At 72.6% G+C, this 20,263-nt stretch carries 19 protein-coding genes and 1 pseudogene; 8 read left to right on the top strand and 12 right to left on the bottom strand.

Features of this window, described 5'->3' with window-relative positions; genetic code table 11:
• The first annotated feature begins 32 nt into the window (after positions 1-32).
• Positions 33-2,678 (top strand): beta propeller repeat protein, encoded by a 2,646-nt coding sequence (locus tag ACZ7JA_RS24185; RefSeq protein ID WP_470810360.1) that lies wholly within the window; start codon positions 33-35, stop codon positions 2,676-2,678.
• A 128-nt stretch (positions 2,679-2,806) separates the two neighbouring features.
• Here ACZ7JA_RS24185 and ACZ7JA_RS24180 read toward each other — a convergent pair whose 3' ends face one another.
• The 5 genes from ACZ7JA_RS24180 to ACZ7JA_RS24160 all read right to left on the bottom strand — a co-directional run bounded on the left by ACZ7JA_RS24180 (position 2,807) and on the right by ACZ7JA_RS24160 (position 7,611).
• Positions 2,807-3,382 carry a rhodanese-like domain-containing protein gene (locus tag ACZ7JA_RS24180; RefSeq protein WP_351668077.1) on the bottom strand — a complete coding sequence of 192 codons (576 nt, stop codon included), beginning with the start codon at positions 3,380-3,382 and terminating at the stop codon, positions 2,807-2,809.
• Between the two features lie 97 nt (positions 3,383-3,479).
• Positions 3,480-4,223, bottom strand: coding sequence for a sulfite exporter TauE/SafE family protein (locus ACZ7JA_RS24175; RefSeq protein ID WP_389301410.1), 744 nt, complete (start codon positions 4,221-4,223; stop codon positions 3,480-3,482).
• Positions 4,220-4,585: a rhodanese-like domain-containing protein gene (locus ACZ7JA_RS24170; RefSeq protein ID WP_470810355.1), complete on the bottom strand. Its 366-nt coding sequence runs from the start codon at positions 4,583-4,585 to the stop codon at positions 4,220-4,222. The genes ACZ7JA_RS24175 and ACZ7JA_RS24170 overlap by 4 nt, the downstream gene beginning before the upstream one ends.
• A 45-nt stretch (positions 4,586-4,630) precedes the next feature.
• A complete protein-coding gene (locus tag ACZ7JA_RS24165) occupies positions 4,631-5,989 on the bottom strand; it encodes a rhodanese-like domain-containing protein (protein ID WP_470810353.1) in 1,359 nt (452 codons plus the stop codon).
• Positions 5,990-6,225: 236 nt separating this feature from the next.
• A complete protein-coding gene (locus ACZ7JA_RS24160; protein ID WP_470810350.1) occupies positions 6,226-7,611 on the bottom strand; it encodes an NAD(P)-binding domain-containing protein in 1,386 nt (461 codons plus the stop codon).
• 244 nt (positions 7,612-7,855) lie between these two features.
• Between ACZ7JA_RS24160 and ACZ7JA_RS24155 the strand changes: the two genes are divergently transcribed.
• Positions 7,856-8,227 (top strand): ArsR/SmtB family transcription factor, encoded by a 372-nt coding sequence (locus tag ACZ7JA_RS24155; protein ID WP_389301421.1) that lies wholly within the window; start codon positions 7,856-7,858, stop codon positions 8,225-8,227.
• A 66-nt stretch (positions 8,228-8,293) separates the two neighbouring features.
• Here the strand turns inward: ACZ7JA_RS24155 and arsB are convergent, their stop codons facing one another.
• Together arsB and ACZ7JA_RS24145 are read right to left on the bottom strand one after the other, a co-directional pair.
• Positions 8,294-9,391: an ACR3 family arsenite efflux transporter gene (gene arsB, locus ACZ7JA_RS24150; RefSeq protein WP_470810342.1), complete on the bottom strand. Its 1,098-nt coding sequence runs from the start codon at positions 9,389-9,391 to the stop codon at positions 8,294-8,296.
• Positions 9,388-9,696, bottom strand: a complete 309-nt coding sequence (locus ACZ7JA_RS24145; RefSeq protein ID WP_470810340.1) for an ArsR/SmtB family transcription factor — start codon at positions 9,694-9,696, stop codon at positions 9,388-9,390. Before ACZ7JA_RS24145 ends, arsB begins: the two co-directional genes overlap by 4 nt.
• Before the next feature lie 126 nt (positions 9,697-9,822).
• Between ACZ7JA_RS24145 and ACZ7JA_RS24140 the strand changes: the two genes are divergently transcribed.
• Positions 9,823-10,245: an arsenate reductase ArsC gene (locus ACZ7JA_RS24140; protein ID WP_389452256.1), complete on the top strand. Its 423-nt coding sequence runs from the start codon at positions 9,823-9,825 to the stop codon at positions 10,243-10,245.
• 69 nt (positions 10,246-10,314) lie between these two features.
• Here the strand turns inward: ACZ7JA_RS24140 and ACZ7JA_RS24135 are convergent.
• The 4 genes and pseudogenes from ACZ7JA_RS24135 to ACZ7JA_RS24120 form a co-directional block, all read right to left on the bottom strand.
• Positions 10,315-10,671 (bottom strand): annotated as a pseudogene (locus ACZ7JA_RS24135) (GNAT family N-acetyltransferase); the annotation flags it as partial.
• Between the two features lie 48 nt (positions 10,672-10,719).
• Entirely contained in the window at positions 10,720-10,920 is a 201-nt protein-coding gene (locus ACZ7JA_RS24130; RefSeq protein ID WP_351668059.1) for a hypothetical protein, read from the bottom strand.
• A gap of 275 nt (positions 10,921-11,195) precedes the next feature.
• On the bottom strand, positions 11,196-12,302 hold the full coding sequence (locus ACZ7JA_RS24125; protein WP_470810335.1) for an aliphatic sulfonate ABC transporter substrate-binding protein: 1,107 nt from the start codon (positions 12,300-12,302) through the stop codon (positions 11,196-11,198).
• Positions 12,303-12,706: 404 nt separating this feature from the next.
• Complete coding sequence (locus ACZ7JA_RS24120) at positions 12,707-13,939, bottom strand: acyl-CoA dehydrogenase family protein (protein ID WP_470810333.1); 1,233 nt, start codon at positions 13,937-13,939, stop codon at positions 12,707-12,709.
• 605 nt (positions 13,940-14,544) lie between these two features.
• Between ACZ7JA_RS24120 and ssuE the strand changes: the two genes are divergently transcribed.
• The 3 genes from ssuE (at position 14,545) to ACZ7JA_RS24105 (ending at position 16,732) form a co-directional block, all read left to right on the top strand.
• Positions 14,545-15,102, top strand: a complete 558-nt coding sequence (gene ssuE, locus ACZ7JA_RS24115; protein ID WP_389301437.1) for an NADPH-dependent FMN reductase — start codon at positions 14,545-14,547, stop codon at positions 15,100-15,102.
• Between the two features lie 53 nt (positions 15,103-15,155).
• On the top strand, positions 15,156-16,316 hold the full coding sequence (locus ACZ7JA_RS24110; protein ID WP_470810329.1) for an LLM class flavin-dependent oxidoreductase: 1,161 nt from the start codon (positions 15,156-15,158) through the stop codon (positions 16,314-16,316).
• Positions 16,317-16,540: 224 nt separating this feature from the next.
• The gene (locus ACZ7JA_RS24105) at positions 16,541-16,732 is read left to right on the top strand and encodes an antitoxin (protein WP_351668049.1); all 192 of its coding nucleotides are present in this window, start codon (positions 16,541-16,543) and stop codon (positions 16,730-16,732) included.
• 99 nt (positions 16,733-16,831) lie between these two features.
• On the opposite strand, the gene ACZ7JA_RS24100 is transcribed toward ACZ7JA_RS24105, so the two are convergent.
• Positions 16,832-17,443, bottom strand: a complete 612-nt coding sequence (locus ACZ7JA_RS24100) for a TetR/AcrR family transcriptional regulator (RefSeq protein ID WP_351668047.1) — start codon at positions 17,441-17,443, stop codon at positions 16,832-16,834.
• 123 nt (positions 17,444-17,566) lie between these two features.
• On the opposite strand from ACZ7JA_RS24100, the gene ACZ7JA_RS24095 reads away from it, so the two are divergent.
• Positions 17,567-18,484: a carbon-nitrogen hydrolase family protein gene (locus ACZ7JA_RS24095; RefSeq protein ID WP_470810326.1), complete on the top strand. Its 918-nt coding sequence runs from the start codon at positions 17,567-17,569 to the stop codon at positions 18,482-18,484.
• On the top strand, positions 18,481-19,866 hold the full coding sequence (locus ACZ7JA_RS24090; protein ID WP_351668043.1) for an APC family permease: 1,386 nt from the start codon (positions 18,481-18,483) through the stop codon (positions 19,864-19,866). The genes ACZ7JA_RS24095 and ACZ7JA_RS24090 overlap by 4 nt, the downstream gene beginning before the upstream one ends.
• Positions 19,867-20,263: the final 397 nt, after the last annotated feature.

Genomic DNA, 20,263 nt, shown 5'->3' with positions numbered 1-20,263 from the left:
ACGGCTGTACGACACCCGTTCGGGAGGATCCGGTGCCAGCACCAACCCGCAGCAGACGATGGCTCACGATCTGTGCCATCACGGCAACCGCCGGGCTCGTCGCGATACCCGCGACCGCCGCGCCCGGCCGCCACGCAAGTCCCTTCGGAGTCCGCGCCCTCGACCGGCTCGCCGCCCAGCGCGAGCACGCCATCGGGGCCGCCGGCCCCCGGGCGAAGGCGGAGGACGGGGACGACGGCAACGAGGCCGACGAGATAGCCGAGGGCGCCGACCAGTACGCCGAGGCACGCACCGCGCCCGGCGTGGTCGCCCCGGGCGCCTACGGCGCCGCCTGGCGCGGCCTGACCGGCCTGAAGCAGACGAAGGGGAACTGGCGGCACGTCACGGGGCTGACCTACGACTCCGACGACCCGCGCTACCGCGACATCGACTCCAACTCCAGCGGCGGCTCCGGCGACGTCACCGGGCGGATGGCCGCCATGGCCGCGGACGACGACGGCTACGTCTACGCGGGCAGCGCCGGCGGAGGGGTCTGGCGCTCGCGGACCGGCGGCGGGCACTGGCGGTCCATCAGCGACCGGCTGCCCTCGCAGTCCACCGGAGCGCTCGCCGTCGACGGCGCCGGACGGCTGTGGCTCGGCACCGGCGAGGCCAACACCAACGCGGACGCCTACCTGGGCAGCGGCGTGTACGTGCTGTCCGACCCGCACCACGGCTCCTTCACCACCCGCAGCCGGGTCGGCGGCGACGAGCTGGAGAGCACCACCGTCCGCCAACTGCGCTTCGCCGGCGGCAAGGTGTGGGCGGCGACCAGCGAGGGCGTGTGGAGCCACTCCACCAAGAACCTGCACGGCTCCTGGAAGCTGGAGTTCGCGCCCAACCCCGACTACCTGCCGGGCGGTTCGAAGGCGACGGACGCGGACGCCGCGTACAAGAACATCACCAACGACATCGCCGTCGACCCCAAGGACCCCGCCAAGGTGATCCTCGCGGTCGGCTGGCGCAGCGGAGACGACTACAACGGCTTCTACACCAGGGCCGCCGGCGGCTGGCAGCGGATCACCAGCGGCTTCGGCGAGCTGCCGACCGACGCCGACAACGTCGGCACGGTCACCTTCGCCCGCTCCGCCGACGGCTCCCGCTACTACGCGATCGACCAGTCGCCCGAGCAGATGGCGACGAACCCCGACAGCGGCCTGCAGGGCATCTACAGCGCCGCCTCGCCCTTCGGGCCCTGGACGAAGATCGCCGACTACAAGCAGCTGGCGGCCGACGGCTCCGCGCTGACCACGGCCGGGTACATGCCGGGCGTGCAGGCCTGGTACAACCAGTTCCTCACCGTCGACCCGGCCGACCCCAAGCACGTCTACGCCGGCCTCGAAGAGGTCTACGAGACCAGGGACGGCGGCGCCACCTGGTCCACCGTGGGCCCGTACTGGAACTTCAACTTCCCCTGCTGGAGCATCGATCCCGCCCGGCAGACCGGAAGCTGCAACCAGACCACGCACTCCGACCAGCACGGCGTCGCGATCGGCCGCTACCACGGCAGGAGTTACGTCTACGTCGGCAACGACGGCGGCGCCTACCGCCGCCCGGTGCACGGCTCCCAGGACTCCGCCGGCCACGCCACGGACTGGACCTCGCTCAACGACGGCACCATCGACACCCTCCAGTACTACTCGGTGGGCGTCGGCAGGGACCCGGGCCACCACGGGGTGGCCGTCACCGGAGGTCTGCAGGACAACGGCCAGTCGATCCTGCGCAGCGACGACAAGGTGATGGGCTCCGACTTCGGCGGCGACGGCGGCGACACCCTCACCGACCCGGCCAACGGCTGCGACATCGCCGAGGAGTACGTCTACCTCGCCGTCCAGGTCACCCAGAACTGCGCCGTGAACGACGGCTCCTGGATGACCGACCCCGCTAAGGCGACCTCGTACAACGTCGCCCCGGCCGACAACATCACCGGCGAGGCCCGCTTCATCGCCCCGCTCGCGGCCGACATGAGGAACAGCGCGACCTGGATCGCCGGCGGCCGGCACATCTGGGTGCAGGACCACGGCTACGCCATCCGCAGCGGCTCCGAGTGGCGGAGCGTGTACGACCTCGGCGCCGGCCGCACCGCGACCGCCGTCGCCGCCTCGGGCGGCAAGGTGTACGCGGCCTGGTGCGGGCCCTGCAACGAGGACGGGTTCGCCCGCGGCATCGCCGTCGGCAACGCGGACGGGACCGGCTGGCACGACATCGCCCTGCCGGCCACCGGCGCCGACGGGACGGTGCCCAACCGCTACCTCAGCGGCTTCGCCGTCGACCCGAAGAACGCCGACCACGTCTTCCTCGCGGTCAACGGCTTCTCGCGGCACTGGACCGAGGGCCCCGGCGCCGGCAAGGGTCATGTGTTCGAGTCCACCGACGGCGGCGCCACCTGGAAGGACGTCTCGGCGAACCTGCCCGACGTGCCGGCCGACTCCGCCGTGGTGACCTCGAACGGCGGGCTCGCCCTCGCCACCGACCTGGGCGTCGTCTACCGCGCCCCGGGCCACACGAAGTGGCAGCGCGTCGGCTCCCTCCCGGCCGTCGCCGTGCTGCAGCTCAAGCTCAGCCCCGACGGGGGCACCCTGTACGCGGCCACCCACGGCCGCGGCATCCACGCCATCAGGGTGCGCGACCTCGGCTGACGCCGCCCCGCACGCGTGAGGGGTGATCCCGGATCCCGGGGTCACCCCTCCGCCGTGCGCGGCACGCCGCGCCCGACCGTCCACCGGCGTCCGCGGGACGCGGTGTCGCGCCCGTCGCGGCCTCCGGTTCAGTTGCCGCGCAGACGGGTCAGCGTCGCCTCCAGGTCGGCCTGACGGGGCCGGTTGTGCGGGAGCTTGGCGAGCATGGCGGCCATGCCGCAGGTGTTGGTCACCGCCGAGAACACCAGTCCGCCGGCGATGCCCGCGCTCAGCAGCCGGAAGGCCGGGTGCACGAACTCGCCCAGCGCCAGACCGAGCAGGACCACGGAGCCCGCGGTGAGGCGGACCTGCCGCTCCATGCCCCAGGTCGCCCGCGCGCCGCCCTCGGGACGGTCGAGGTCGTTGCCCTGGGCGGCCCAGGCGCCGGTGCCGCCGGCGAGGGTGGCGGTGTGGACGCCGCTCTCGGCGAGCGTCCGGCAGGCGTTCTCGGAACGGGCGCCCGAGGCGCAGACGACGAGGACCTCGCCGCGCTCGGCGGCGGCCCGGATCTCCGGCACCGCCCGGCCGAGCTGGTCGAGCGGGATGTTGAGGGCGCCGGGAATGTGGCCGCCCGCGTACTCGCCGGGGGTGCGGACGTCGATGACGGTGAGTTCGTGCAGCCGGGAGCGGGCCTGCTGGGGGTCGAGGGTGACGGGGGTGGTCATCGTGGATCTCTTCCTTCTTGTGTGTGGGGAGGCGCCCCGGACGGGGGCCGTACCGCTGGAGTCGTGAGGCGGGCCGGTGCGGGCCGGGCCGCCGTGGTCAGACGAGCGCGTCGAGGAGCATGAGGGCTGCCACCGCGAGCAGCACGCAGGCGAACACCCGCTGCAGCGCCTGGCCCTTGATCTTCTTCGAGAGCCGTTTGCCGTCCCAGGCGCCGAGGATCGCCGCCGCGGTGAACGGGGCGACGACCGCCCAGTCCAGGTGCGTCCCGCTGCCGGCCCGGGCGCCGAGCGCCGCCAGCGAGTTGATCGTGATGACCAGCAGGCTGGTGCCGACGGCCCGGCGCATGGGCAGGCTCAGCACACCGACCAGGGCCGGCACGGCGAGGAAGCCGCCGCCCACGCCGAGGAACCCGGTCACCGCGCCGAGCCCGGCGCCGGCGGCGCCGGCCTTCCCGGGCCTCACCGCGCCGGACGTCTCGGTCCGGGCGGGACGCAGCATGCGCAGCGCCGCGAGCGCCGCGACGACGGCGAAGGCCGCCGTCAGCCCGGCCTGGGGGAGGTGCCCCGCGGCGGCCCCGGCGAGCATCGCGGGCACGATGCCCGCCGCCGCGAAGAGCAGCCCGGTGCGCCAGGCGACGTTGCCGTCCCGGGCGTGTCCGGCGAGGGCGGTGACCGAGGTCAGGGTGACGATGACCAGGGCGGCCGTGGTGGCCTCCGCCGGGGTGAGGCCGAGCAGGTAGATCAGGGCGGGCACGGCGAGGACGCTGCCGCCACCGCCGAGGCCGCCGAGGGCCAGGCCGACGACGGCGCCGGCGACGAGCGCGAGGAGCAGAGCGGTCATGCTATCGAGCCGTGGTTCCCGCGTTCGTCGACGACCGGATGCCCGGCGGCGGCCCACGCCTTCATGCCACCCTTGACGTCCACCGCCTCGGCGCCCCCTTGGGCGAGCAGCTCGGTGGCCCGCCGCGAGCGGTGCCCGCTGCGGCAGATCACCACCAGGGGCCGCTGCCGGGCGACGGCCGGCAGCGCCGCCCCGGCGGTCAGCCGGGACAGGGGCGCGAGGACCGCGCCGGGCGCGTGCCCGGCGTTCCACTCGTCCCGCTCGCGCACGTCCAGCAGGACGGCCGGGGCCTCGGGGCCCTGGGTGCGCCGGCGGGCCTCGTCCACGGTGACGCGGTGGTCGCCGCTACGGAAGAGGAACATCACACAACCTCTCGGAAAGTCGGACGGGGTGGGTGCCAGGGCCGGTCAGCCGGCGACCACGGTCAGTCCGGCGGGGGCGGCCGCGTCGAAGCCGTCGTCCACGGCCACGACGTCCCGTCCGGAGGCGTCGAGCAGCGAGGCGGCGATGGCGGCCCGCATCCCGCCGGCGCAGTGCACCCAGACGGTGCCCACTGGTACCTCGGCGAGCCGCTTGTGCAGCTCGTGGACCGGGATGTGCACCGACCCCTCGATGTGTCCGGTGGCCCGCTCGGAGTCCCGTCGCACGTCCAGCACGACCACGCCGTCCGTGCCGCGCTCGGCCAGGCCGGCGAAGGTGGAGCGGGCGAAGGAGGCCGGCCGGCCGCCCTCGGGCACCCACTGCTCCGGCGTCCCGGTCGCGGCGGCGGCCGGCCGGTCGATGCCCACCCGGACCAGCTCCCGCTGCGCGGCGGCCAGTTGCTCGGGGGACTCCGCGAGCAGCGTGACCGGCTTCCCCCACGGGATCATCCAGGCCAGGTACGTGGCGATCTTGCCGTCCGCCTCGAAGTTGAACGAACCGGCGACATGGCCCCGCGCGAACGCGACCCGGTTGCGCAGGTCCACCACCCACTCGCCGGCCGCGAGCCGCGCGGCGATCTCGTCCGCGTCCGCGACGGCCGGGGGAGTGAGGTCGACCGGGGCCGGACCGGCGGCGTTGGCCGGACCCATGTGCGCGTAGTAGGCGGGGATGTCCTCGAGACCGGCGAGCAGGTCCGCGACGAAGGAGTCCACGTCCTGGGTGAGCGCCGCGTTGGCGGCCTTCTCCTTGCCGATCGTCGTCGCGTCCCCCTCCGCCTGCGCCGAGGAACAGAAGCTGCCGAAGCCGTGCGTCGGCAGCACCGGGGTCTCGTCGGGCAGCTCGGCCGCGAGACGGTGGGCGGAGGCGTGCTGGGCGCGCGCCAGCCGCTCGGTGAGGCGGGGCTCGACGAGGTCGGGGCGGCCCACCGTGCCGATCAGCAGCGATCCGCCGGTGAACGCGGCCACCGGTACGCCGTTCTCCCGCAGCACGTAGGAGGTGTGGTGCGGGGTGTGGCCGGGCGTGGCGACGGCCCGCAGCTCGAGACCGCTGTCCACGGCCACCGTGTGACCGTCGGCCACCGGCACCCGGGCGAACGACACGTCCGCCCCGGCCGGCACCAGATAGGCGGCTCCCGTGACCCGGGCCAGCTCAAGGCCGCCGGTGACGTAGTCGTTGTGGATGTGGGTCTCCACCACGTGCGAGATCCGCACGCCACGCCGGGCGGCGGCCGCCAGGACCTGATCGAAGTCGCGCGGCGGATCCACCGCCACGGCTGTGTCACGGCCGCCGGCCAGGTAATGGCGGTTGCCCAGCCCCTCGAGCTCGATGGTGTCGATGAAGAACACGGAGAATGCCCCTTCCACGGAGATTACCCCCCCGGGTATGTATGCCACCGTAACACGGGTACCCCGGGGGGTATCCCTGGAGCTGTGCGGAGGGGAGGGGAGGGGAGAGGAGGGGAGAGGGGGAGGGGGTGGTGCGTTGAGGGGTGCCTGAGGGGGCCGACCTCGGTCGCAGCACCGGGGCCGCGACCGATCCCCCGATCCGGTCGCGGCCCCGCGGTGGCGAGTGCTGGGATCGATCAGGAGCCGCAGCAGCCGCCCGCTGCCCCTTCCCCGGCAGGGACGTTGGCGCCGATGCGGATCGGCTGCGTTGCCGGCGTGCAGCATCCGCCGCCGGACTGGTCCGTCTCGGGGGCGTCGAAGAGACCCGCTCCGCCGCACACCCCGGTCTCCGGGAGCACGAGTTCGACACGGTCGGCGGTCTCGATGTCGCCGGCGAGGGCGGCCACGACCGAGCGGACCTGCTCATAGCCGGTCATGGCGAGGAACGTCGGGGCTCGGCCGTAGGACTTCATGCCGACCAGGTAGACGCCCTGCTCGGGGTGGGCCAGTTCCCGGTGGCCGTGCGGGTGGACGGTGCCGCAGGAGTGCTGGTTGGGGTCGATCAGCGGAGCGAGTGCGGTCGGCGCCTGGAGGCGTTCGTCCAGGCCGAGGCGGATCTCCGAGAGGAACGACAGGTCGGGGCGGAAGCCGGTCAGTACGATCACCTCGTCCACCGGCTCCAGGCGACGGCCGTCCTCGGCGACCAGGACCACGCGGCCGTCGCCGTCGCGCTCGATCACCTCGGTGCGGAAGCCCGTGACCGCGTCCGCGTGCCCGTCGTCCACTGCCGCCTTGGCCGCCAGGCCGAGCGCGCCGCGGGCCGGGAGCTGGTCAGCGGTGCCGCCGCCGAAGGTCGAGCCGGAGATGCCTCGACGCAGAATCCACACGGCCTTCGTGCCCGTGCCGTCGTCGGACTTGGCCAGGTCGGCGAGGTAGGCGAGCGCGGTGAACGCGGAGGCTCCGGAGCCGATGACGGCGGTGCGCCTGCCCGCGTACCGGGCCCGCACAGCTGGGTGCTTCAGATCGGGGACGCGGTAGGCGATCCTCTCGGCTGCCGCCCGCTCGCCGAGGGCCGGAAGGCCGCTGCCGCCGGCGGGCCCGGGGGTGGCCCAGGTGCCGGATGCGTCGATGACCGCCCGGGCGAACAGGCGCTCCTCCCGGCCGTCGGCGTGCTCCACGTGGACGACGAAGGGCTGCGCCTCGCGGTCGGCGTCGACGATCCGGTCCCGCCCGGTACGGGAGACGCCGGTCACCCGGGCGCCGGTGCGGACCGTGTCGCCGAGCGCGTCCGCGAGGGGCTTCAGGTAGAGGTCGGCCCAGTCCCCGCCGGACGGGTAGGCGCCCGCGTCCGGCTTGCTCCAGCCGGTGGGGGCGAGGAGCTTTTCGGCGGCGGGGTCGACCACTTCGCCCCACGTGGAGAACAGCCGCACGTGCGCCCAATCCCGCACTCCGGCGCCGGCGGTCTGTCCGGCTTCCAGGACCACTGATGCGAGGCCGCGCTCGGCCAGGTGGGCGGCGGCGGCCAGGCCGACCGGCCCGGCTCCGATCACGACGACGGGCAACTCGGTGGTGGGCGCGTTCACGGCGACTCCTTGCGTGTTTCGATGTTTGTCGATGGCCTGCATCGCAAGCGTGACACCTGTATCGACAGGCGTCAACATAGACATTCATCGAATTGAGAGCCGCGAGAGAGGCCAAGGGGGGTGGTGATCAGCGGTGGCCGGCCCGCCCTCGCGGCGACGCGGCGGCGGACATGTCACTCCAGTGGAAGGCGGCCGCCGGCGCCGACCATGGCCCGCCTGGTTCGACGTGTGTCAACATAGACGCATGTCGAATGCGAAGCCGCTGCCGCTGCTCGAGCCCGAAGGGCGGGGTGTGGCACCGTGCTGCCCGCCGCTCACCGAGAGGCCCATGACCGCCGAGGAGGCCGAGACGGCTGCCCGCATGTTCAAGGCGCTCGGTGACCCGGTCCGCCTGCGGCTGTTCTCCGCTGTCGCCTCGCACGAGGGCGGCGAGGCGTGCGTCTGCGACATCTCCGACGTCGGAGTCTCCCAGCCGACCGTCTCGCACCACCTGAAGAAGCTGAAGGAGGCGGGTCTGCTGAGCTCCGAGCGGCGCGGCACCTGGGTGTACTACCGGGTCGAACCGTCCGTCCTGGCCGCGATGGGCCAGCTCCTGGTCCTCCCCGCAGCCGCCTGATCACACAGAGGCCTACGGGAAAAAGCGAACCCCGCCCCGCAGTACGGGGCGGGGTTCGCGGCACGTCTAGGCCACGGGAGCCGGGACGCGCGCGGTGAACTTCCGTCGCCAGGCGAGGGAGACATAGACCAGGGCGACCAAGACCGGAACCTCGATCAGCGGGCCGACGACGCCTGACAGGGCCTGACCGGAAGTGACGCCGAAGGTGGCGATGGCCACCGCGATGGCCAGCTCGAAGTTGTTGCCGGCGGCGGTGAAGGCGAGGGTGGCGGTGCGGTCGTAGGCGAGGCCGATGCCCTTGCCCAGGGCGAAGACGCCGAACCACATGATCGCGAAGTAGGCCAGCAGCGGCAGCGCGATGCGGGCCACGTCCAGCGGCTGGGAGGTGATCGTCCTCCCCTGCAGGGAGAAGAGGACGACGATCGTGAACAGCAGGCCGTAGAGCGCCCACGGGCCGATCCTCGGCAGGAAGCCGGTCTCGTACCGCTCGCGGCCGAGCTTCCTCTCGCCGATGCGGCGGGTGAGGAACCCGGCGAGCAGCGGAACGCCGAGGAAGATGACGACGTTCAGCGCGATCTTCCACATGGGGATGTTCAGGTGCCGGCCGTCGCCCAGGCCGAGCCAACCGGGCAGCAGATCGAGGTAGAACCAGCCCAGCAGGCCGAACGCCAGAACCTGGAACACCGAGTTGAGGGCCACGAGGACGGCGGCGGCTTCACGGTCGCCGCAGGCGAGGTCGTTCCAGATGACGACCATGGCGATGCACCGTGCGAGACCGACGATGATCAGGCCCGTGCGGTACTCGGGCAGATCCGGCAGGAAGATCCAGGCGAGAGCGAACATCACCGCGGGTCCGACGAGCCAGTTGACGACCAGCGAGGACGCCATCAGCCTCTTGTCGCCGGTGACCGCGTCGAGCCTGTCGTAGCGGACTTTGGCCAGCACCGGATACATCATGACCAGCAGGCCGATGGCGATCGGCAGCGAGACGCCCCCGATCTCCACCTTGGCCAGAGCGTCGTTCAGGCCGGGGACGACCCGGCCGAGGCCGAGGCCGACGGCCATGGCGAGCAGGATCCAGACGGCGAGGAAGCGGTCGAGCGTCGAGAGCTTCGCGACGATCGAGGTCTCCTCGACAGTCGCGGGCGCTTCGGTGCGGGTCACAGGCAGGCCCTCTTGTTGTCGGCGGCGTTCCGGGCGGACTCGGCCAGCTCTGCGAACCGCCCGGCGAGGTGGGCGATGACGTCCGGGCGCAGCTTGTAGTACGTGTACCGTCCGCAGGGCTCCGTATCGACGACCCCGGCCTCACGCAGCACCTTCATATGGTTGGAGAGGTTGGTCTGTTTGGCTCCGGTCTCCTCGACCAGGTGCGTGGTGCAGAGCGTCTCCCCGGCGAGCAGGGTGACGATCCGGAGCCTGAGCGGGTCGGCCAGCACCCGGATCAGATCAGCGTCGACTGACGTCAGCATGGGCTGATACTGTCACATCAGCCTGGACTGATACCAGTTCAGGCTGATCTCAAGGAGCTGTATCCCGACGTCCACTGGCGCACCGCCCGAAGTGGCCCCGCTCGGTCAGCCATGAAGGAAGAACCGATGTCCTCCAGCCCGCTCGCCTCCGTGCTGTTCGTCTGCGTCCACAACGCAGGCCGCTCCCAGATGGCCGCCGGATTCCTCTCCCACCTCGCGGGCGACCGGATCGACGTCCGCTCCGCCGGTTCCGTCCCCGGCGACCAGGTCAACCCGGCCGCGGTGGAGGCCATGAAGGAAGTCGGCGTCGACATCACGGCCGCCACGCCGAAGGTCCTCACCACCGAGGCCGTCCAGGCGTCCGACTATGTCATCACCATGGGCTGCGGCGACGCCTGCCCCGTCTTCCCCGGCAAGAGGTACCTCGACTGGGCGCTGGAAGACCCGGCCGGCAAGGGCGTCGAGGCCGTGCGCCCGATCCGCGACGAGATCAAGTCCCGCGTCGAGGCCCTGATCACCGAGATCGACGCCGCCGCGAAGCAGGACTGATGCTCCTGCGCACGCACCGGGCAGGAACGGCCTGGCGGGCGATGCCGGACCCGGTGCCGACCGCTCGCCTCACCGGCCGCCCTCCAGGATCATGAAGTTCTCGGGGTACGGGACAGGGGCGAACCCCGCCTTCGCGTAGACCTCGTGCGCGTCCAGCGTGGAGAGCAGGACGCGCTTGAGCCAGTAGGGGGCCAGGTGGTCGCGGACCGCGCCGGCGAGCCAGGTGCCAAGGCCCTTGCCGCGGTGAGGGCGGGCGACGTAGACGTCGCACAGCCACGCGAACGTGGCACGGTCGGTGATCACCCGGGCGTAGGCCACCTGCTCGCCGGCGGCGTCGAGGACGGCGAAGTTCAGTGAGCCGCGCATCGGCTCCTCGACCTTCTCCCGGGTGCGCCCCATGGCCCAGAACGCGTCGGTCCACAGCCACTTCCAAGTGTCGATGCCGGTTCGCCGGCCGACCTGGCGCCGCTGCCGTCACCAGAGGTGAGATCGTCTTCGATCGCGACCGAACAGTCTCCGGATGAGCAAGAACGTGCCTACGGCGATCAGGGTCGCCCCGATGAGGATCAAGGCCACCCCGACAGCGATGAGAAACGTCCCGACCAGGAGCAGAAGCGCCCCGATCAGGACCAGGAGCGTCCCGATGATGAGGAGGAAGATCGCGAGGGCGGTCACGGCTGTCTCCTGTCCTCCCTCCCGCTCTGACTCCTTCCCTCGCCTCCGTGGAAACACTCCGCTTCAGGATCGCCGACGGCTTGCGTGCCGGGGGCCGGCCCCCGCGCGGACGTGGCGGGGGCTCGCGGAGGTCCGGTGAGGTGCGAGTGAGGTGTTCGCGCGCCGGAAAGCGGGCCGGCCATCCGCGTCCGTGGCGGACGGGGGACGGCCGGCCCGCTTTCCACGACCAGGTGCGAGCAGGTGCGAGCAAGTGGGCCCGCCGCGGTCGGCAGGGCCTACTCGGTGCCGAGGCCGGCCGCGTCGACGGTGTCCTTGCCCTCGGCCTTGAGGACCTTGTTGAGCGGCTTGAGGTCGTAGATGCCCTTCAGGTCGGGCTGGTCGAGCAGGCCGGCCGTCACCGCGTGCTTCGCCTCGGTGCCGAGGGTGGAGGCCAGCGGGTCGTCGAGGAAGGTGATGGACTTCCACGCCGGGTCGATGACGTCGGCGGGCAGCGCCTTGCCGGACAGGTCGGCCAGAGCCTTGTTCGCCGACGCCTTGGCCTTGTCCGGGTTGGCGTCGATCCACTCGTTCGTCTTCACCGAGCCGCGCAGCACGGCCTCGACGACGTCCGGGTGCTCCTTCAGGAACTTCTGCGACACGATGATGTTCGTGATCACGAACTTCTTGCCGGGCCACAGGGAGGCCTCGTCGAGCAGTACCTTGCCGCCCTCGGCGACCAGCTTGGACGCGGTCGGCTCGGGCACCCAGGCGCCGTCGACGGAACCGGACTTGAACGCGTCCGGGGTCACCTTGTTGTCGGTGCGGACGACCGAGACGTCGCCCTTGCCGCTCTCCGCGTCGACCTTCCAGCCCTGCTCCGCGGCCCAGTTGAGGAACGCGACGTCCTGGGTGTTGCCGAGCTGGGGCGTGGCGATCCGCTTGCCCCCGACGTCCTTCAAGGACTTGATCTTCTTGGGGTTCACCACCAGCTTCACCCCGCCGGAGGCCGAACCACCCACGATCCGCAGGTTCTTGCCCTTGGACTTGGTGTAGCCGTTGATGGCGGGGGAGGGGCCGATCCAGCCGATGTCGATGGACCCGGCGTTGAGCGCCTCGATCTCGGAGGGGCCCGCGTTGAAGGTGGACGTCTTGATCGTGGTGCCGCCCAGCTCCTTCTGGAACAAGCCCTCCTGCACGCCCACGAGAGCGGTCGCGTGCGTGAGGTTGGGGAAGTAGCCGATCTTCACCTCGTCGGCTGAGAGCTTCTCGGCGCCCGCCGCGACCGCGTTCTTCTTCCCGTCGTCGGTCGACTCGGAACCGTACCCGCAGGCGGTCAGCAGGACGGGGAGCGCCGTGATGACGGCGACGGTGCGCAGGGTGGTGAGCGGTCTTGCGGCAGACACGGGGGTGTCCTCTCGGGGAGGGATCGACAAGGAGGTGCCGGAGATCGCGCGGCGAGGCCGCGCGGACGCCGGTGGGCACATGTGCTCCGCTGACCGGTCCACGGCAGCGGGGGACGCCGACCCGGAGCGGTGAGCGGACCGGGAGTGGCGTCAGGAGTGAGCGGCGCTTCCGCCGGAGCCGGCGGGGTGCGCGGACGGCTCAGGCAGGCCGACAGATGGCGCTGGACGTGCGGCCGAAGTCGATGTGCCGACGCGAGGTCAGCGGGGGCGGCGACAGGAGTGCGCGGTGGGACGACACCATGACTGCACCCCCGCCTTCCCTAGTTTTCCTACCTGGCTGCTAGGGATCGTGACAGAAGGCGGCGCTCACCCCAAGGGGGTGTTCGCATTTTGGACGCCGTCGGTCAGGCGGGCAGGACGAACGGCGGGTGCGCGCCGTTGAGGAAGTAGTCCCCCACGTCGCGCAGTCGGGGAGCGACGGGCTCGTACAGCGTGTGCGTACGGGCGTTGCGCCAGAAGCGGTCGAAGCCCAGTCGCGAGGACGCGGAGCGGACGCCGACGATGTCCAGGGCGCGGGCCGTGGACTCCTGCGCGGCCCGGGACGAGGCGGCCTCGGCCATGGCCACGAGGACGGAGATGTCCGCGTACTCGTCGTAGGTGAGGTCCGCGCCGCGGGCCAGCCCGCCGTGCACGGCCTCCAGCGCCTGGCCGGCGAGGGCGGACGCCGAGCGGGTGAGGACGGCGAGTTCCCCGTAGGCGGCCAGCACCTGCGGGTCCTGCGCGGAGCCGGCCGGTCGGGCGGAGTGCCCGGGCGATCGACCGGCCCTGCTGTACTCCCGGGCCTCGGCGAGCACTCCCTCCGCCATGCCGAGACGGAGCTGGACGGACAGGAGGCGCCCGACCGGGGAGGCCAGGGCGGTCGGGGGCGACAGGATGTCCTCGTCCGCGGACAGCGAGCCGAGTACGTCGTCGGCGGCGACCGGTACGGAGTCGAACTCCACGCTCCCCCCTGCCGCGAGACGCTGGCCGAAGGCGTCGGCGTCCCCGCCGGTGCCGACGCCGTGGTGGGCGGGATCGACGACGACGGCGAGCGGTTCGCCGGTGTCGGCGCGCACGGCGCGCACGGCGAGGCGGTCGGCGACCAGGACTCCGGTGGCGTAGTCCTGGCGTCCGTCGAGCACATGGCCGCCGCCGCGCGCCCTGGTCAGCGTCAGAGGCGGGTCCTGGCGGGCCAGGCCGCCACCCCAGCACCACTGCTCCCCGGCGCACCGGCGCTCGAGGGCGGCGGCGCGCGAGGGACCGGTGAGCAGCCGGGCGCTCCACGACAGGAAGTAGTGGCCGCCGAGCAGTTGGCCGATCGCGCCGTCGGCAGCGGCGATCTCCCGGACCACGGCGTAGGCCGTGGTCCAGTCCGCGCCGCCCCCTCCCGACTCCGCCGGCACGAGGAGCGTCAGGAGTCCCGCCTCGCGCAACCGGGACACCTCGTCGAGCGGGGGTTTGCCCGCCTGCTCCCGGACCGCCGCGTCCGTGGCCAGGTCGTCCGCCGACTCGCGGGCCACGCGCAGCCAGTGCGCCGGGCCGGGCCCGTCCGGGCCGGAGTCCGCAACGGGGCCGGACGGCGCTTGGGCAACGCCCATGGTGGAGGTCTCCTCAAGGTCAACGGCAGGGTCCCGCACGGCTGTTGGCTCGTCCGGCCGCCCGTGCCGCCAGGTACCGGCAGCATCATCCTGCGCACCCCGCCGGCGGAACGTCAATGCTTCCCTAGTAAATCGATAGGATTTATAGGGAACGCGTTTTCGCGGCGCTGCGTGGTCCGCCGCACGCACTGTGCACCGGCGGCTCAACAAGCGTCCGCCATCCGGGCCGTGGTTGACGGGGCGCGAGATGTACTGCTCAATTGGGCGCATGAATGCCGAGCAGCGTCTGGTCACCCGTGACCACATCGACTTCGGTCGGGTGTGGTCCGCGGCGTGTTGCGCCTGAAGCGGCAGTGGGCCGTCTGACCGGCCCTTCCCTCCCTCGCTCACCCCGTCGCGGGCCGAGCTCCTCGCCTCGTGGCACCGTCGCACCGCCACGCTGACGCGCGCTCGCACGCGCTGATCCGCGTACTGACGGTCCTGCGGGACACACCGGACGCGCGCTGCCGCCGCCGCGGCCACCGTCAAGCAGGACACGGACTGGTCGGCGCTCGCCGACGCCCTCGACAAGATCAGCCGTCCCCACCCTCCGAAAGAGGTCCGCCATGGCCACCGTCCTGTCCGTCTCCGGAAGTCCCTCCGCCACCTCCCGCACCGCCCGGCTGCTGCGCCACCTGGACGCGCGGCTCACGGCCCAGGGACACCAGGTGATCCCGCTGGACGTCCGCACCATCCCCGCCCAGGCCCTCCTCGGCGCCGACTTCCAGCACCCGGCGATCCGCGAGGCGGCCGCGCTCTTCGAACGCGCCGACGGAGTGGTCATCGGCACCCCCGTCTACAAGGCCGCCTACTCCGGGCTGCTGAAGTCGCTGCTGGATCTGCTGCCGCAGTACGGCCTGGCCGGCAAGACCGTCCTCCCGCTGGCGACCGGCGGAACCACCGCGCACGTCCTGGCCATCGACTACGCCCTGCGCCCGGTGCTCAGCTCCATGGGCGCCGCGCACATCGTCCCGGGCTGGTTCACGTTGGACAAGGACATCGCGGTGGGCGACGACGGCACCCTGACCGTCGCGCCGGGCACCGCAGAGGCCCTCGCCCAGGTCGTCGACCAGTTCTCCGTCGCCCTCGGCAGCCGTACGGCCCTGCTGGCGGCCGCCGGATGAGCGCCCCGAGCACGACCGCGACCGCCGGCGCCGAGCGGGGGAGGTGAGCCCCGGTGACCCTGACCTTCCACTGGTTCCTGCCCACCAACGGCGACAGCCGTCATGTCGTCGGCGGCGGCCACGGCACCCCGGCCACCGTCTCGGGCCAGGACCGGCCGCCCACGGTGGCCTACCTGAGCCAGATCGCCCGCGCGGCGGAGGACCTCGGCTTCACCGGTGCGCTGACCCCCACCGGCGCCTGGTGCGAGGACGCCTGGCTGACCACCGCCATGGTCAGCCGGCACACCGAGCGGCTGAAGTTCCTGGTCGCCTTCCGACCGGGCTTCGTGTCGCCGACGCTCGCCGCCCAGATGGCGTCCACCTTCCAGCGGCAGAGCGGCGGCCGGCTGCTGCTCAACGTGGTCACCGGCGGGGAGAGCCAGGAGCAGCGCGCGTACGGCGACTTCCTCGACAAGGACGCGCGGTATCGCCGTACCGGGGAGTTCCTGCACGTCGTACGGGAGTTGTGGAAGGGCGGCACCGTCGACCTGGACGGCGAGCACCTGCGGGTCGCGGACGCCCGGCTCACCCGGCTGCCCGACCCCGTCCCCGAGGTGTACTTCGGCGGCTCGTCGCCCATCGCCGCCGAGATCGCGGCGCGGTACGCCGACGTCTACCTCACCTGGGGCGAGCCGCCGGCCCAGGTCGCCGAGAAGACCGCCCGGATCCGCAGGCTCGCGGCCGGCCAGGGCCGCGCCCTCCGCTTCGGCGTCCGGCTGCACGTCATCACCCGCGACACCTCCGAACAGGCGTGGGCGGAGGCGCACCGGCTCCTCGACGGCTTCGACCCGGAGACGGTGCGGGCGGTGCAGGCCGGGCTCGCGCGCAGCGAGTCCGAGGGGCAGCGGCGGATGCTCGCCCTGCACGGCGGCAGCCGCGAGTCCCTGGAGATCCACCCCAACCTGTGGGCCGGCATCGGCCTGGTGCGCGGCGGCGCGGGCACGGCGCTGGTCGGCAGCCACGCCGAGGTGGCCGAGCGGATCAAGGAGTACCACGCCCTGGGCATCGAGGAGTTCGTCCTCTCCGGCTACCCGCACCTGGAGGAGGCGTACTGGTTCGGCGAGGGCGTCCTGCCGAGGCTGCGGGCCCAGGGCCTGTGGACCCACCCGTTCCACGCCCCGGAGGCGACACCCGCCGCCCAGGTCCCCTTCGCGGGCTCCGGAACCCCGCGCTGACCCCACGACCGCGGCCGCACGGCTCGGCAGCCCCGTACCAGGAAGGCTCCGACGCCCGGGCGCACCCGCCGGCCGGCGGACGACGCCTTGGCGCGGGGCCGCGCGTCCCGCCGAACTCTTCCGCGCACCACCGACCGGCTCATGCGAGAGTCCGGCACGCATCGAACCCGGCGCCGCGGGTACTCCGAGCCGGGTACGACACACGTATCGCCGGGAGGTACCTCATGGGCAAGCTGGGAGACATGGCGGACAAGGCCAAGGAGATGGCGAAGGGCCACCCGGACCAGGCCGACAAGGGTGTGGACAGTGCCGAGCGGCTGGTCGACGAGCGTACGGGCGACAAGTACGACGCGCAGACCGACAAGGCCGCCGACGCCGTGCACCGTTCCTACGGCGGCGAGGTGACGGACCGCTGAACCCGCGGCACCCGGAACCGGGCCCCGGCGTCGATCGCCGGGGCCCGGTCGTGTTCCGGGGGCGAAGCGCCGATCCCGGCGGGCCTGGACGGCGTCCGGTCAGTCGCGCCGGGCGAAGGCCGGATTGCCCGTGACGACGCGGGCGTGGTCGAGCAGGCGGTCCTCGATGTCCTGGGCGGTGGCGTCGCCGACCAGCAGGTCCATCGCGTAGCCGTCCTCCAGCGCCACGAACGACCGGCCCAGGGCCCAGGCGTCGCCGGCCAGTGTGAAGTCGCCCTTCGCCCGCCCGAGTTCCAGCACCTGGCGGTACAACTCCGCCTGCTGGTGCGCGAAAGTGCGCTGCCGGTCGGCGGCGCCCTCGTTGCGCAGGGCCACCGGGAACAGCTCGAAGAGCAGCCGGGTGCTCTCCTCGCCCTCCCCGGGCCAGGGCACGCCGGAGCGGATGCAGGCGCGCAACCGTGACACCGGGCCGTCCGCCGCCGCGATGGCCTCCTCGCGGGTGACGAAGTACGTCGCGGCACTGCGCTCGAAGACGGCGGCGAACAGCTCCTGGATGTCGGCGTAGTAGTAGAGCACCGACGCCGGAGTGACGCCGGCGGCCCGGGCGACGTCGCGCAGCTTGGTGGCCGTGGCCCCGAGCTCCACCACGGTCCTGGCGGTCGCTTCGATCAGCTGGGCGCGGCGTTCCGCCTGGTTCCTGGGTCGGGCCATGGTCGACATGCTCGCACACCGTCGAACGCCGTTCGTATCTCACCTGTGGCAATCCATTGACCTCCCCTGATTCGTTAACTAAATTTCGTTTAACTAATTCCCCCGAGTCAGACCTGGTGACCCATGTCCCGTCCTCTCCCCCTAGTGCTGGCCCAGGCAGCCCAGCGCGCCGCCGACGACCTGGACGGCCTGGCCGCCGACGTGCGCAGGCGCACGGCGGGGCTCCCCGCCGCACCCCTGGTCGTATATCCCGAGCTGCATCTCGGCGCCCCCGCCGCCGGCGCCACGTTCACCCCCGCCGAGCTGCCCGAGGCCCTCGCCGAACCCCTGGACGGCCCGCGCGACCGCGCCCTCGCCGAACTCGCCGGCGACCTCGGCGTCTGGCTCGCCCCCGGCAGCGTCTACGAACGCGGCGCCGACGGACGCGTCCACAACACGGCGCCGGTGTACTCCCCGCGCGGGAAGCGGGTCGCGGCCTACCGCAAGATCTTCCCGTGGCGGCCCTACGAGACCGTCGTCCCCGGCGCCGAGTTCACCGTCTTCGACCTCGACGGCGTCGGCCGGGTGGGACTGTCGATCTGCTACGACGCCTGGTTCCCCGAGACCACCCGCCACCTGGCCTGGATGGGCGCCGAACTGGTGCTGAACTTCGTCCTGACCTCCGGCAGCGACCGGGCCCAGGAGACCGTGCTGGCCCGCGCCAACGCCATCGTCAACCAGGTCTTCGTCGCCAGCGTCAACTGCGCCGCGCCCGCCGGCACCGGCCGCAGCCTGCTCGTGGACCCGCAGGGCACGGTGCGCTCCGAGGCCGCGGCCGACAGCGACACCACCCTCACCGACGTGATCGACCTGGACGAGGTCGCCAACGTCCGCCGGCTCGGCACCGCCGCGCTCAACCGGCCCTGGCAGCAGTTCCGCCCCGACGACCAGCCCCTCGCCCTGCCGCTCTACCAGGGCCGCATCGACCCCGCCGCCTGGGCCGGCGACACCGGCGCCCGCACCGAGACCCGTCGTACCCTCGGGGAAGAGAGAAACCCGTGACAGACCAGCCCACCCGCATGCGAGGAGACCTCGGACTCCTGTCCGTGGTCGCCTTCGGCGTCGCCTACATGGCCCCCGCCGTCGTCATGTCGATCTTCGGCGTCATCGCCGCCACCAGCGAGGGCGCCGCGCCCACCGCCTACGTGATCGCCACCGGCGCCATGCTGCTGACCGGCCTCAGCTACGCCAAGATGGCCAAGGTCCACCCCAGCTCCGGCTCCGTGTACACCTACGCCCGCAAGGAGCTCGACTCCCGCGTCGGCTTCCTGGCCGGATGGGCCCTGCTGCTCGACTACCTCTTCCTGCCGATGGTCGCCTGGCTCATCCAGGCCATCTACCTGCACGCCCAGTTCCCGGCCGTGCCGGAGTGGGCCTGGCTGGTCATCAACGTCGCGCTCGCCACCGTCATCAACGTCGTCGGCCTCAAGGTCGCCGACCGGATCAACCGGGTGCTGCTGCTCGGCGTCACCGCCGTCCTGGTCGTGCTCGCGGCGCTCTGCGTCCACTACGGCCTCGGCCACGGCGGCACCGCCTCGGCCGGACACGCCTTCTGGAACCACGCCACCAGCTTCTCCGCCGTCACCGCCGCCGCGGCCGTCGCCGCCTACGCCTTCCTCGGCTTCGACGCGGTGAGCACCCTCAGCGAGGAGGTGCGCGACCCGCGGCGCACGATCCCGCGCAGCATCGTCCTCACCGTGCTGACCGGCGGCACCGTCTTCGTCGTGATCTCCTTCCTGATGCAGTGGGCCCACCCGGGCGGCTCCTTCCCCGACCAGGACTCCGCCGGGTACCTGCTGTCCACCACCGTCGGCGGGAAGACGTTCGCGGACGTCGCCAACATCGTCGGCATGCTGGGCGGGTTCGCCTCCTGCGTCGCCATCCAGGCCAGCACCAGCCGCCTGATGTTCGTCATGGGCCGCGACGGCGCCCTGCCGCGCCGGGTGTTCGGACGCCTGCACGGCAAGCTGCTCACCCCGGTCGTCAACGTGCTGATCATCGGCGCCGTCGGCCTGCTGGCCATGAACCTCTCGCTCGCCGACGCCACCTCCTTCATCAACTTCGGCGCGTTCCTCGGCTTCACCCTGGTCAACGTCTGCGTGATCGCCTACGCCGTGCGGCAGTGGCGCTCCGGGACCCGGCACTCGGCCGTGCGGTACCTCCTGCTGCCGGCCGCCGGTGCCGCGGTCGACGTCTACCTGATCACCCAGCTCGGCGGCACCGCCGTCAGGCTCGGCCTCGGCTGGCTGGTCATCGGTGTCCTCTGGCTCGCGGTGATCACCAAGGGCTTCCGCCGCCCCGCCCCCGAGATGCGGCTCGGGTCCGACGAGGAAGCCGGCCCCACCGAGCCGGAGGCCTCCGGCCCCCTCCTCCCGACGGCGTGAACCACGCTCGGGGCTCCCGGCCGCCGCCGGCGTCGGGAGCCCCGAGCCGGCCGCGACGACCTCTGCGGGGACCGGGGCGGCGGTGTGGCGCGGGGACGGCGGCGGCCGCGTGGCGCCGCTGGAACGGACGGGCCCGGCCGGACGGCCGGCCGTACGGGGAGCGGCGGCGCGGCGGCCCGGCCGGCGGGTGACCGCACCGGGGCGGCGGGCGACCCGGCGTCGCCCGCCGTGTGATCCGGTTGGACCATTCCGGTCATTCGCCGCCGGTGTCGGGGCGACGGTGTTTACCCGGGCCGCTCCGGGTCACGCGGCCTGTGGGACACGAGTGCCGGAGGGCGCTGCGTCGCGTCCGCGCGGCGACGCGGCGGCGACGGCCATAGCGTGCTCGTAGGACGCC

The sequence above is a fragment of the Streptomyces sp. NPDC038135 genome (genome assembly GCF_055601245.1).
Note: the sequence above shows the minus strand (reverse complement) of the source record. Positions and strands in the feature narration are given on the sequence as shown.

What these genes read in the sequence shown, in the direction of transcription:
- ACZ7JA_RS24105 (WP_351668049.1), top strand. Translation starts at nt 16,541, where the DNA reads ATGGGCAAGCTGGGAGACATGGCGGACAAGGCCAAGGAGATGGCGAAG.
- ACZ7JA_RS24095 (WP_470810326.1), top strand. Translation starts at nt 17,567, where the DNA reads ATGTCCCGTCCTCTCCCCCTAGTGCTGGCCCAGGCAGCCCAGCGCGCC.
- ACZ7JA_RS24145 (WP_470810340.1), bottom strand. Translation starts at nt 9,696, where the DNA reads ATGCTGACGTCAGTCGACGCTGATCTGATCCGGGTGCTGGCCGACCCG.
- ACZ7JA_RS24100 (WP_351668047.1), bottom strand. Translation starts at nt 17,443, where the DNA reads ATGGCCCGACCCAGGAACCAGGCGGAACGCCGCGCCCAGCTGATCGAA.
- ACZ7JA_RS24155 (WP_389301421.1), top strand. Translation starts at nt 7,856, where the DNA reads ATGTCGAATGCGAAGCCGCTGCCGCTGCTCGAGCCCGAAGGGCGGGGT.
- ACZ7JA_RS24175 (WP_389301410.1), bottom strand. Translation starts at nt 4,223, where the DNA reads ATGACCGCTCTGCTCCTCGCGCTCGTCGCCGGCGCCGTCGTCGGCCTG.
- ACZ7JA_RS24120 (WP_470810333.1), bottom strand. Translation starts at nt 13,939, where the DNA reads ATGGGCGTTGCCCAAGCGCCGTCCGGCCCCGTTGCGGACTCCGGCCCG.
- ACZ7JA_RS24140 (WP_389452256.1), top strand. Translation starts at nt 9,823, where the DNA reads ATGTCCTCCAGCCCGCTCGCCTCCGTGCTGTTCGTCTGCGTCCACAAC.
- ssuE (WP_389301437.1), top strand. Translation starts at nt 14,545, where the DNA reads ATGGCCACCGTCCTGTCCGTCTCCGGAAGTCCCTCCGCCACCTCCCGC.
- ACZ7JA_RS24170 (WP_470810355.1), bottom strand. Translation starts at nt 4,585, where the DNA reads ATGTTCCTCTTCCGTAGCGGCGACCACCGCGTCACCGTGGACGAGGCC.
- ACZ7JA_RS24180 (WP_351668077.1), bottom strand. Translation starts at nt 3,382, where the DNA reads ATGACCACCCCCGTCACCCTCGACCCCCAGCAGGCCCGCTCCCGGCTG.